This window comes from Nocardiopsis sp. N85 (assembly GCF_028882275.1).
Lineage (GTDB): Bacteria > Actinomycetota > Actinomycetes > Streptosporangiales > Streptosporangiaceae > Nocardiopsis > Nocardiopsis lambiniae.
The window spans coordinates 275,076-286,373 of record NZ_JARBUT010000003.1; the positions used below are offsets into that span (position 1 = coordinate 275,076).

General features: G+C 71.7%; 11 protein-coding genes. 4 read left to right on the forward strand and 7 right to left on the reverse strand.

Annotated features, from left to right (window positions below):
* Positions 1-85 precede the first annotated feature (85 nt).
* The 3 genes from PWG71_RS06970 (at position 86) to PWG71_RS06980 (ending at position 3,545) form a co-directional block, all read left to right on the forward strand.
* A complete protein-coding gene (locus PWG71_RS06970) occupies positions 86-1,438 on the forward strand; it encodes a nucleotide sugar dehydrogenase (protein WP_274808704.1) in 1,353 nt (450 codons plus the stop codon).
* 231 nt (positions 1,439-1,669) lie between these two features.
* Complete coding sequence (locus PWG71_RS06975; RefSeq protein WP_274808705.1) at positions 1,670-2,845, forward strand: glycosyltransferase family 4 protein; 1,176 nt, start codon at positions 1,670-1,672, stop codon at positions 2,843-2,845.
* Between the two features lie 97 nt (positions 2,846-2,942).
* Positions 2,943-3,545, forward strand: coding sequence for a malonic semialdehyde reductase (locus tag PWG71_RS06980; protein ID WP_274808706.1), 603 nt, complete (start codon positions 2,943-2,945; stop codon positions 3,543-3,545).
* A 71-nt stretch (positions 3,546-3,616) separates the two neighbouring features.
* Here the strand turns inward: PWG71_RS06980 and PWG71_RS06985 are convergent, their stop codons facing one another.
* The 6 genes from PWG71_RS06985 to PWG71_RS07010 form a co-directional block, all read right to left on the reverse strand.
* Entirely contained in the window at positions 3,617-5,275 is a 1,659-nt protein-coding gene (locus PWG71_RS06985; protein WP_274808707.1) for a PP2C family protein-serine/threonine phosphatase, read from the reverse strand.
* Positions 5,272-6,321, reverse strand: a complete 1,050-nt coding sequence (locus PWG71_RS06990; RefSeq protein ID WP_274808708.1) for a SpoIIE family protein phosphatase — start codon at positions 6,319-6,321, stop codon at positions 5,272-5,274. The genes PWG71_RS06985 and PWG71_RS06990 overlap by 4 nt, the downstream gene beginning before the upstream one ends.
* Positions 6,321-6,764, reverse strand: a complete 444-nt coding sequence (locus tag PWG71_RS06995) for an anti-sigma regulatory factor (protein ID WP_274808709.1) — start codon at positions 6,762-6,764, stop codon at positions 6,321-6,323. Before PWG71_RS06995 ends, PWG71_RS06990 begins: the two co-directional genes overlap by 1 nt.
* Complete coding sequence (locus PWG71_RS07000) at positions 6,761-7,156, reverse strand: STAS domain-containing protein (protein ID WP_274808710.1); 396 nt, start codon at positions 7,154-7,156, stop codon at positions 6,761-6,763. Before PWG71_RS07000 ends, PWG71_RS06995 begins: the two co-directional genes overlap by 4 nt.
* 15 nt (positions 7,157-7,171) lie before the next feature.
* Positions 7,172-8,056, reverse strand: coding sequence for an STAS domain-containing protein (locus tag PWG71_RS07005; RefSeq protein ID WP_274808711.1), 885 nt, complete (start codon positions 8,054-8,056; stop codon positions 7,172-7,174).
* Positions 8,057-8,208: 152 nt separating this feature from the next.
* Positions 8,209-9,282, reverse strand: coding sequence for a PP2C family protein-serine/threonine phosphatase (locus PWG71_RS07010; RefSeq protein ID WP_342455942.1), 1,074 nt, complete (start codon positions 9,280-9,282; stop codon positions 8,209-8,211).
* Positions 9,283-9,644: 362 nt separating this feature from the next.
* Here PWG71_RS07010 and PWG71_RS07015 point away from each other — a divergent pair, with 362 nt between their 5' ends.
* A complete protein-coding gene (locus tag PWG71_RS07015) occupies positions 9,645-10,025 on the forward strand; it encodes a MarR family winged helix-turn-helix transcriptional regulator (RefSeq protein WP_274808712.1) in 381 nt (126 codons plus the stop codon).
* A 401-nt stretch (positions 10,026-10,426) separates the two neighbouring features.
* On the opposite strand, the gene PWG71_RS07020 is transcribed toward PWG71_RS07015, so the two are convergent.
* A complete protein-coding gene (locus PWG71_RS07020; protein ID WP_342455944.1) occupies positions 10,427-11,257 on the reverse strand; it encodes a glycosyltransferase family 2 protein in 831 nt (276 codons plus the stop codon).
* Positions 11,258-11,298 lie beyond the last annotated feature (41 nt).

The following is an 11,298-nucleotide window of genomic DNA, read 5'->3' on the forward strand; positions in this document are numbered from 1 at the left end:
ACTCGGACGTCTCAAGCAGTGACGTTCTCGGCCGTCCTCGATGAAGTGCGCCCGTTCACGAAATGAATGCGAGTGTGACCACGAAGTGGATGCCGCAGCTTCCAACCCAGTCCCTGCACCCGAGCAGCCCGCCGCGGCGGTCGGCGACCTCGTCATCATCGGTCTCGGTTACGTCGGCCTTCCCTTGGCCGCCGCAGCCTCCTCGGCCGGTCTGAAGGTCACCGGACTCGACGTGAACGAACGCGTCGTCGACGGTCTCAACAACGCTGTGTCGCACGTGGACGACCTGTCCGGTGACGACGTGCGCGCGATGCTGGACCGCGGTTTCCGGGCGGAGACGGATGCGTCGGTCCTGGGCACCGCGCGGACCATCGTCATCTGCGTGCCCACGCCGCTGTCCCCGGAGGGCGGCCCGGACCTGGGCGCGGTGACCTCCGCGGCCAGGTCGATCGCCGCCCACCTGAGCCCGGGCACCCTGGTGATCCTGGAGTCGACCACCTACCCGGGCACCACCGAGGAGGTCGTGCGTCCGCTCCTGGAGGAGTCCGGCCTGGTCGCCGGAGCCGACTTCCACCTGGCCTTCTCGCCCGAGCGCATCGACCCGGGCAACCCGACCTTCGGCGTGGTCAACACGCCCAAGGTCGTGGGCGGCCTGACGCCCGAGTGCGGTGAGGCGGCGGCCGCGTTCTACGGCCGGTTCGTGAACACGGTGGTCCGCGCACGCGGCACCCGCGAGGCCGAGATGGCCAAGCTGCTGGAGAACACCTACCGGCACGTCAACATCGCCCTGGTCAACGAGATGGCCATCTTCTGCCAGGAGCTGGGCGTCGACCTGTGGGACTCGATCGCCGCGGCGGCCACCAAGCCGTTCGGCTTCCAGGCCTTCTACCCGGGGCCGGGCGTGGGCGGGCACTGCATCCCCATCGACCCGAACTACCTGTCGTACAAGGTCAAGACCCTGGGATACCCGTTCCGGTTCGTGGAGCTGGCCCAGGAGATCAACGGTCGGATGCCGTCCTACGTCATCCAACGCGCGCAGGAACTGCTCAACGAGTCCGGTCTGGCGCTGTCGCGGTCCAAGGTGCTGCTCCTCGGCGTGACCTACAAGGCCGACATCGCCGACCAGCGCGAATCGCCGGCCCGCCCGGTGGCCCGCAAGCTGCTCGCCAAGGGCGCCACCCTGACCTACCACGACCCCCACGTGGACTCCTGGCAGGTCGACGGCACCGACGTGGAGCGGTCCACCGACCTGGACCGGGCGCTGGCCGAGGCCGACCTCACGATCCTGCTCACCGACCACGGCGAGTACCGGCCCAAGCGGTTGGAGGAGTACGCGCGGTTGCTCCTGGACACCCGTGGCGTACTGCGTCGTGCGCACCCGGACGAGTCCCCGGCGGCTCCCTCGCGGGCCCGCCGTGAAGGGATCGAGGTCCTCTAGGCACGGCCGGACCCATCGAGGGCACGTCGTCGGACACCCGGTGTCCGATGGCGTGCCTTCGTGCGTTCACATTCCATCACGTGAAGGTTCACCGGCTCCATGCCGACAGTCCACCCCACCGACCTTTGCGTGTTTCCGCCACTGAATACCGTGTCGCATAGCCGGTACCGCTTCCCAAAAGCGGATCATCTTCTCAGATGCGTCATACCGGCGACACAGGTAGGTGAGTTGATGCACGCGCTTGTGGCCACGGTCGTTCATCATCCGGAGGATGCCCGGATCCTGCACAGGCAGATCCGCGCCCTGTTGGACGCCGGACACACAGTGACCTATGTCGCGCCGTTCCGTGAGTGCGGCGTGACCCCGTGGAACGAGCTGCGCTCGGTGGACGTTCCGCGTGCCTCCGGGCGGGAACGCCTGTCGGCTCTGCGGGCCGCCCGGAGGGTGCTCGCCGAGCACGCGCCCGGCGCCGACCTCCTGCTCTTCCACGACCCGGAACTCCTGCTGGCCCTGCCGGCGAAGCGCCCGGTGACGGTGTGGGACGTGCACGAGGACACGGCGGCGGCCATGCTCACCAAGCCGTGGGTGCCGGGACCGCTCCGCAGGCCGCTGGGGTTCATGGTGCGCTCCTTCGAGCGCCGGGCGGAACGGCGGATGCGCCTGCTGCTGGCCGAGGAGGGCTACCGTTCGCGATTCCGGTGCCCGCACCCGGTGGTGCCCAACACGACCGAGGTGCCCGAGGCGCCGGCCCGCCCGCCGGGCGACGACCGGATCGTGTACCTGGGGCACGTGTCCCTGGCCCGGGGCGCCCGGGAGATGATCGAACTGGGTCGGCTGCTGCGTCCGCAGGGGATCCGGCTGGAGGTCATCGGGGGCGCCGACGCCGGGGTCCGCCCGCTGTTGCGCGAGGCCCAGCAGGAGGACGCGCTGACCTGGTACGGGTTCGTGCCCAACGATCGGGCGCTGCGGATGTGCGCGGGGGCGCTGGCGGGGCTGAGCCTGCTGCACGACACCCCGAACTACCGCCACTCGATGCCGACGAAGGTCGTGGAGTACATGGCGCACGGGCTGCCGGTCATCACGACGCCGAGCCCGGTGGCGACGAAGCTGGTGACGGAACGCCGCGAGGGCCCGTCGGGCCTGGTGGTGCCGTTCGGGGACGTACCGGCGGCCGCCGAGGCGATCCTGCGGCTGCGCGCGGATCGGGAGTTGCGCCACCGTCTGGCCGAGACCGGGCACCACATCGCGCAGACCTCCTACCACTGGCCGGTGCAGGCTCGGGCGTTCGTCAAGCAGCTGGAGGAGTGGGCGGACGAGGCCGCCGGACCGACGGCGCCCAGGATCCCTCGGCAGCGCAGCGACGAGAGCCCCGCGACGAGTGAGGACGACCACACCTACCTGACGTAGGAAATATCTTCCCAGTCAACAAGGTTGAGGATCCGTGTAGCGACCGGAGGCACCGTTCCCGCCGGTCGGAGCCCACGACCACGACCGAGGTAGGACCATGGCACCGTTGCTTCTCGACAAGGACGCCCAGGATCTCCTGTTCCGCTCCGCCCGCACCGCCAACGCCTTCACCGACGAGCCGGTGACCGAGGAGCAGCTGGCCGCGATCTACGACCTGGTCAAGTACGGCCCCACCGCGATGAACCTCCAGTCGCTCCGGATCACCGCGATCCGCTCCCCCGAGGCCCGGGAGCGCCTGGTCCCGCACATGTCCGGCAACAACGCGCCCAAGACCGCGTCCGCGCCGCTGACGCTCATCCTGTCCGCGGACACCGACTTCCACGAGCACTTCCCGACGACCTTCCCGGTCGCCCCGGACGCCCGTGAGAACTTCGCGGGGATGCCGGTCGGGGCGCGCGAGGACATGGCCGTCAAGAACGCGTTCCTCCAGATCGCCTACCTGATCGTGGGCGTGCGCGCGGCCGGTCTGGCGGCCGGCCCGATGACCGGGTTCGACGCCGAGGGCGTGCGCGGGGAGTTCTTCGGTGAGGACTCCCCCCTGCGCCCGGTCGTCGTCATGAACATCGGCCGCCCCGGTCCGGACGCCTGGTTCGACCGCCTGCCGCGCCTGGAGCAGGACCTCGTGGTCACCGAGGTCTGATCCCCGCCGTCAGATGGGCCCCTCGCGGAACGAGGGGCCCATCGTCGTACGCGCCTCGGGGCGGCCCCGGCTCAGCCCGCCTTGGGCTCCGAGGCGAGGAAGACCAGCACGCACACGTCGTCGTCGCAGTCCTGCTGTTTGACCATGGCGTCGAGCAGGTCGTCGGCCGCCTCGTCGGGTCCGCCCTCCCAGTACGGCGGGCCGGAGAAGCACTCCAGCAGGCGGCCGATGCCGTCGTCGATGGACTCGCCCCGCCGCTCCACCAGGCCGTCGCTGTACAGCAACAGCGCGGTGCCCGGGGGCAGGACCACGGTGTGATCGGTGTAGGCGGGGTCGATCGGCAGCCCCAGCATCCCGCCGGGGGGCAGCTCCACGGCCAGGGCCGACCCGGTGCCGTCCCGCCACAGCGGCGGGGGGTGTCCCGCTCCGGAGATCGTGATCTCCGGGTCCCCCGGGCGGAACCGCACGATGACGGCGGTGGCGAACAGGTCGGGTTCCAGGTGACCGAGCAGACGGTGCAGACGTGCCAGCAGGCCGGCCGGGCTGCGCTCCTCCAACGCGTAGGCGCGCAGGGCGGTACGGAGCTGGCCCATCATGACCGCGGCCTGGATCCCGTGTCCGGTGACGTCGCCGACCACACCGATGAACTCGCCGTTCCCCCGAGGGAACACGTCGTACCAGTCACCGCCCACGTTCATGCCCCGGGCGGCCGGCAGGTAGCGGGCGGTCAGCTCCATACCCGGGGTGCGCGGAAGCCGGGTGAGCATGGCGCGTTGCAGCGTGGCGGCGACGTCGCGCTCGTGCTCGAAGCGGCGCGCGTTGTCCAGGGCGACGGCGACGCGGCGGGCCAGCTCGGAGAGGAGCAGCTCCTCGTCCCCGTGCGGCCGGGATCGACGCAGCTCCAGAACCCCCAGCACCTCGGTTCCCGAGATCAGGGGCAGGCACGACCACCCTCCCTCGTGCACCGAACGGCTCCCGGTGGCGGCGGCCTGGGCGGGGGCCGGAGGGGCGCTCCTGTCCGACGGGTCGTCGGCTCGCCGCAGCCCGATGTCCTCCACGAGGGTCCACACCCGGATCTCGTGGGCGAACTCGGGGACCATCAGGCCCCGCAGCAGGCTGAACAACTCCTTCTGGTCGAGGGTGGCCATGAGGCGGGCGCTGGCCCCGGACAGGAAGGTGAGCCGGCTGCGGGCGGTCTCGGCCTCGTCCCGGGCGGCGCGTTCGGCGGCCAGGGCCCGCCGCTGTTCGTCCCCGACCTGGGCCAGTTCGGCGTGCAGGGCGAGCACGCCCTGATTGGTCTCTTCCAGTTCGGCCTGGTGCCACCGCAGCGCCCGGGCCCGCTCGGCGGCCACGGAGGCGAGCCGGCCGGCCCTCGCGGAGACGCGCAGCAGTTCCTCGGCCAGCGTGCGCGCGTCGCCCTCGGGGCGCCCGAGGGCGAGGACGTCCGGGTCGACGGGGGCGGGCAGCCTCAGCACCCCGACCCACCGGTCGGTCCCGGAGCCGTCTCGGACCGTGGCCCGGATGACGGCGTCGGCCTCCTCGGGTTCCACGATCAGCTTCATCGGACCGGTCTCGACCTCCGTCAGGACCCGGTCGGTGACGGCGTCGAGGAACTCCAGTCCGGCTTCGTCGGAGATTCCGGCCGCGTCGAGCAGGCGCGCGGCCGCGGTGCGCGCCAGGGCCGCGTCCACCTTCCCGCGCACCGGCACCTCGATCCGACTGCGTCTCATCGGTCTCCTCCGTCCGGTCGAACGGTGTGCGTGGCCACGGCGACCCCGGTGTCGTCGCGCAGGGGACGCGCGGCACTGCCCGCGTCCCGGAAGACGACGGCGGCGACGACGGCCGCGTCGTGCGCGGCCAGCCGTTCGACGCCGTCGGGTGTCCAGCGGCTCGGCAGCCCGTCGGTGTGCAGGACGAGCATGTCGCCCGGTTCCCACCCGTGCCGCTGCGGGAACGGTGTGCGCGGGGCGAAGGCCCCGACGATCCCGGGTTTGGACGTCAGGGTCCGCCACCGCCCTCCGTGGTACAGCCGCGCCCCGACGTTCCCGACCCCGCAGAAGGTCAACCGCCGGTGGGACTCGTCGATGTCGGCGACGGCCACCGCGGCCCCGCGGCTGCGGCGCAGGGCCTCGTGCATGTCGCGCAGGAGCGTTTCGGGAGGGTCTCCGCCCCGTCCCAGGACGAAGCGGGCGGCCAGTTCGGACGCCTGCGCGGCGGCGGCGCCGTGGCCGAGCCCGTCGGCCAGCATGACGGTGCGGCGCCCCCGGTCGTTACGGAAGGCGAGGGCGTCGCCGGAGAGGGCGGCGCCGTCCAGGGGCACGTGCAGGCCGCCGGTGACGGCGGGCCCGGCGAACCGCTCACGGTCGGCGGGAAGGGCGAAGCGGGCCACGGCGACCGTGCCGCGACCGGGGCTGCTCTGCACCTCGAAGAAGTCGGCGGCCCGGAGACACGCGCCCAGACCGGCCCCCAGCGAGTCGGGGTGACCGGTGAACCCGTCGGCCAGGGCGCGCGGGACGTTCTCGATGCCGGGCCCGTGGTCCAGCGCCACGAGTTGGAGCGCCCGGGACGCGCCCCACGGCTCGCGCGCCGTCTCGGCCAGGAACCGACCACCACCGGCGTAGCGGCACATGTTGGTGGCGAGTTCGGAGGCCGTGAGGACGGCGGCGGCGGTACGGGACGCGTCCAGGCCCACGGCACGGGCCGCCTCGGACGCGGCCCGTGCGGCGTCGCGTATGCGGCTCGTGTCGGTGACGGCGATCTCCCAGACCTCTGTCATCACACTCCGTACCGCGCGGGGAAGGAGGCGGACCACGAGGCGATGGTGACCCTGGCCCCGCCTTCGGGCGGGTTCTCGATCCGGAACTCCTGCACCAGGCGTTTGGAACCTCCCAGTCCCATGCCCAGTCCGTTCGCCGTCGAGAAACCGTCCTGGAGCGCGCGCTCCACGTCGGGGATGCCGGGGCCGGAGTCGGTGAAGACCACCCTCAGACCCGGCCCGTCGGGACCGTCCAGGACCCGGATCTCCGCTTCTCCCCCGCCGCCGTGCAGGAGGGTGTTGCGGGCCAGTTCGCTGGCGGCCGTGACGAGCTTGGTCTGCTGGACCAGCCCGAACCCGGCCAGCCGCGCCAGGGAGCGCACCTGGTGGCGGATCACCGTCAGGTCGGTGTCCTCGCGGATCGGCAGGTGCACGAGCTCCACCCGTTCGCGCTCCGGGATCACGTCTCCCCCTGTCCCCGCGAACCGGCGTGCTCGATGGAGACCCCGAAACCGGCCGCGGCCTCGGTGAGCGTCCGGGCCGTGGCCAGGCCCGGCAGGGTGAGGCCGAGTTCGACCAGGGTGATGGCCACCGCCGGGCGCATGCCCACCAGAACCGCCCTGGCCGCGAGGAGACGTGAGGCGGCGGCCACCTCGGCCAGCACGCGGGCCAGGAAGGAGTCCACCATCTCCAGCGAGCCGATGTCGATGATGAGGCCCCGCGCCCCGGTGCGCGAGATCGTCTCGGTCACCTCCTCCTGGAGGGCGACCGCGGCGTCGTCGGGCAGCTCGCCCTGGATGGTGACCAGCAGCAGGCCGCCGAGGTCGAGGACGGGGATCGAGGAATGCGTCGTCATGTGCGGTTCACTCCCTCATTCCGGGATCCGGGAGTCTCGCTCCCGACGTCGACGCCGTTCGAGCGCCCACTCCAGGGCGTCGGCCAGGGTGGCCCGGGTCGTCACGTGGCCCAGGTCCAGTCCGAGCTGGACCATGGTCTGGGCGATGGCGGGTCGGATGCCGGAGATCACGCATTCGGCGCCCATGAGCCGGGCCGAGGCGACGGTCTTCATCAGGTGCTGGGCCACCAGGGAGTCCACGGTGGGCACTCCGGTGATGTCGAGGATGGCGATGTCCGCGTTGTGCTCGACGATCGCCTCCAGGAGGTTCTCCATCACGACCTGGCTGCGCGCGCTGTCCAGCATGCCGATGAGGGGCACCGCCACGAGGCGGTCCCAGAGCTTGACGACGGGGGTGGCCATCTCCAGGAGCTGCTGGCGCTGGCGCTGGACGATCTCCTGGTTCTCCTGGAGCATCGTCTCGACGACCACCACGCGCAGGGTGCCGAAGAGGGTGACGAGCAGCAGGCGGAGCCGCGCTGACTCCTCCGGGGCCGCACCGGAGGAGTCAGCGGCCAGCATGTCGAGCACCGCGTCGCGCAGGACGCCGAACTCGCGGTCGACCTGGGCGATGGACAGACCCGAGCGGGAGCGGGAGGCCGTCATGGCCACCAGCTGTCGGCGGGCCGGAAGGAAGCCCGGGGCCTCCAGGTCCTCCAGGCGTCCGCTCTCGGCGACCTCCACGAGGCACGAGAGCACGGCTTGGCAGGCCTCGACCGCTTCGTCGCGGGTCACGGTGAACACCGCCTGGAAGAGCGGCAGGTCCGCCCATCGTTGGGCGATCTGTTCGGTACGCCGCCGCAGGAACGCGGACAGCGCTTCGGTCGACGACAGGCCGGAGTCGGGCGGTCCGTCGATCATGGGTCTCCTCGTCCTCAGGGGTCCTCTCGACCCTCGTGGATGGCATTCAGTTGTCGCTCGACAAGTATCCACGACCCCGGAACCCGCGAAAACGGGAAGGGGCGAAGAGGGAACCGCGACCGTGGAGGAAGGGCTTCCCGGGACCGAAGGGCTCAGGGGCGCCCCCTCCAGTCCACGCAGACCACCAGCGCGTCGTCCTCGGACTCCCGGCCGCCCTGATGCTCGACCAGGTGGCGCAGCACCTCTTGCGGCACCGAGGCGCCCGGCAGCAGCCGGGTGCCCAGGATCGCACGGGCCAGGGCCCGGTCCCCGAACGCCTCCGGACCGGAGGGGCCCACGGCGTCGAACACGCCGTCGCTGGCGAAGACGAGCCGGTCCCCCGGCTCGACCTGGAAGCGCTGGGCGACGTAGACCGTGTCCTCGGCCATGCCGAGCGGCAGTTGGGCGTCGAAGGGGACACGGGTCACGCGGTCGCCGCGCAGCAGGTACAGGCGCGGGGAGCCCGCGTCGACCACCTCGACCCGGCCGGTGTCCAGGTCGAAGCCCAGCAGGAGCATGTCGACGTGGCGCTTTCCCCGGTGGAGGGCGTAGACGGCCTTGTCGGCGAGGGCCGCCTGGTCGGCCAGGGAGATTCCGCCGCGCCGGGCGTTGCGCAGGGCGTTGACGGCCAGGTTGGTGAGCAGCGAGGCATCGATGCCCTCGCCCATGCCGTTGGTGACACCGATCTCAAGGCGGTCGGGCATCACCGACCAGTCGAAGTTGTCCCCCCGGACGTCGTAGGCGGGTTCGAGTTGGGCGCCGATGACGTACTCGGCGCACTCGTAGCCGCGCCCCGGCAGCAGGTCCCACTGGATCTCGGCGGCCAGGGTGAGGCGTTCCCGCCGTCGGAACGCGCGGTAGAGATCGGTGTGGCGCCCGGCCACGAGCAGTTCGTGCCCCAGGGCGCCGGCCGTGTCGACGAGGTCGGGGAGCACGGCGCGGACCCGCGTCCCGGGCCTCGTGCGCACGGTGAGCACGCCCAGCCGCTCGCCCCGTGCGGTGACGGGCAGGTGGACGGCGCGCGTCCCGTCCTCGGTCGGCTCCTCCGCGAACACCTCCTGCGAACCGAAGACGCGACCGATGACGGTGTTGAAAACGGAGTGATCGCGGCCTTCCTCCTCCGGGAGGCCTTCGACGCGGCAGAGCGTCTTGAGTCCGTAGTCCGCCAGGTAGAGCTCGGCGGACACCGCTCCGTGGTCTCGCGCGAGCGAGGCCCGGACGACTGACATGAGCCGGTAGGGCTCGGCTTCCCGGAGGGAGCGCGCCACGGCCTGAGATCTGTTCACTGTGGTAAACCTGCGTTTTCTATCAGCGCCCTCGTGCCGGCGCGGCGCCATGAGCGGGCGCGGAGGGGGACGTTCCGTTATGGTCGTAGAGATACCCGATGCCCGTTCACGACCGGGCGCGGCTCACCGAGGCGATAGTGCGAGAGTGGAAAGTGAGTCCTGAACCGCGGGAAGACACGGCGGAGACGGCCCGCGCGGCGTCCGACGCCACCGAACTCATGGAAGTGCTCTGGGGACGCGGCCGCGAGGTCGCCTCATCCCCCGTGTCCCCATCGCAACTCAAGGTCCTCTTCGTCCTCGACGAGGAGGACGGGGTCAACCTACGTACCTTGACCGAGCGTCTGAGCTCCACCCCTCCGTCCGTGAGCAGGCTGTGCGACCGCCTGGAGGCGGTCGGCTTCGTGAAGCGGACGGCGAGTGCCACCAGCCGCCGGGAGCTGCGCCTGTGGCTGAGCGAGAACGGGCGCTCCTTCCTCCGGGACCTGCGGTCCCGCAGGGAGGCGGAGCTCCACGACGTGATCGCCCGCATGCCCCCGCGTAAGCGGGCGATGCTCCTGGAGGGATTGACGTCCTTCCGCGAGGCGGCACACCGTTCCGACCGGCACTCCGATGGATCCGGGCGGTCCGACATCCGAACGGCCTGACGCGGCACGCCCGTCGGACCGGGTCGGGCGGAGGGGCTCCGCTCCCCCGCGTCACCGGGGAGCGCCGCGACCCCGAAGGGTCCGCATCCCAACCGAAACAATGCCGACAAGTGCAACTATTGTCAAGCGACAACAGTTACCATCAGGGCGGACGCACACCCGAAGGGCCCCCCACCGCCCGGTGAGGAGCCCTTCGTCGTTCACGGTTCAGCGCGGGGCGCCGGGGCCGTCCCGGCCCTGCGGCGGCGGGTTCCCCTGCCCCCGAGGGGGCGGACGGTGCGGTGCCTCGGGTTCGGCGGCCCGGACCACGATCACGACCAACGGACCGGAGAACACGATCCTCCCCGGGGTGTGGGACCCCCAGGACGTGGAGGCGGGGCGCCCCTCATGGCACGGGCGGCTCAGATCACCGGGGGGCGACCGGCGCGGGTCATGCGCCAGGCGGTGGACCAGCGGATCGGGGTGCGCGGGCCCGCGTCCTCGCGCCAGCCCTCGCGGAAGCCCGCGAACCAGGCCTTGAGGGAGGCGCGGTCGCGCTCGCGCAGCACGGTCAGGAGGACCCAGGTGCCCAGGTAGACGAACGCCAGCGGCCAGGGCAGGTTGCGGCGGGCCAGCCACACCCGGTTGCGGGCGTTGAGGCGGTAGAAGTTCTCGTGCCGCGTCGGGGCGACCGCCGGGTGGTACATGACCGCCTCGGCGTCGTACTCGATGGTGTACCCGGAGTCCATGACCCGCCAGGCGAGGTCGGTCTCCTCGTGGGCGTAGAAGAAGTCGCCCGGCAGACCGCCGCCGGCCTCGAAGGCGGTACGGCGGATCGCGCAGGCGCCGCCGAGGAAGGTGGTGACCACGCTGGAGCGGCGCGGGTCGCCGACCCGCAGCCGGGGCACGTGCCGACGCTGGTCGGGGCCGCCGTCGGGGTCGGCGATGCGGAAGGACAGGGCGCCCAGGGACGGTTCGGCCGCGAACCGTTCGCGCACGTGCCGGGCCAGGTCGGTGGACCGGTACCAGCCGTCGTCGTCCAGGAAGAGGATCACGTCCCCGTGGGCCGCGCGCACGCCGTGGTTGCGCCCCTCGGGGATACCGACGTTCTCCGGCAGCCGGACGGTGACCACACCCTCGGGCAGTTCGGGGAGATCCGAGCCGTTACCGACGACGATCACCTCGACGTCGGCGCCCTCCTGCTCGAACACGCTGGTGATGGCGCGGCGCAGCTCGGCGGGACGGTTGCCCATGGTGAGCAGAACGCAGGAGAGGCTGGGTTTGCTACCGGACA

Excerpts from the sequence above, each read along its gene's own strand:
- PWG71_RS06975 (WP_274808705.1), top strand. The coding sequence starts at position 1,670 with ATGCACGCGCTTGTGGCCACGGTCGTTCATCATCCGGAGGATGCCCGG.
- PWG71_RS06980 (WP_274808706.1), top strand. The coding sequence starts at position 2,943 with ATGGCACCGTTGCTTCTCGACAAGGACGCCCAGGATCTCCTGTTCCGC.
- PWG71_RS06985 (WP_274808707.1), bottom strand. The coding sequence starts at position 5,275 with ATGAGACGCAGTCGGATCGAGGTGCCGGTGCGCGGGAAGGTGGACGCG.
- PWG71_RS06990 (WP_274808708.1), bottom strand. The coding sequence starts at position 6,321 with ATGACAGAGGTCTGGGAGATCGCCGTCACCGACACGAGCCGCATACGC.
- PWG71_RS07000 (WP_274808710.1), bottom strand. The coding sequence starts at position 7,156 with ATGACGACGCATTCCTCGATCCCCGTCCTCGACCTCGGCGGCCTGCTG.
- PWG71_RS07005 (WP_274808711.1), bottom strand. The coding sequence starts at position 8,056 with ATGATCGACGGACCGCCCGACTCCGGCCTGTCGTCGACCGAAGCGCTG.
- PWG71_RS07020 (WP_342455944.1), bottom strand. The coding sequence starts at position 11,257 with ATGGGCAACCGTCCCGCCGAGCTGCGCCGCGCCATCACCAGCGTGTTC.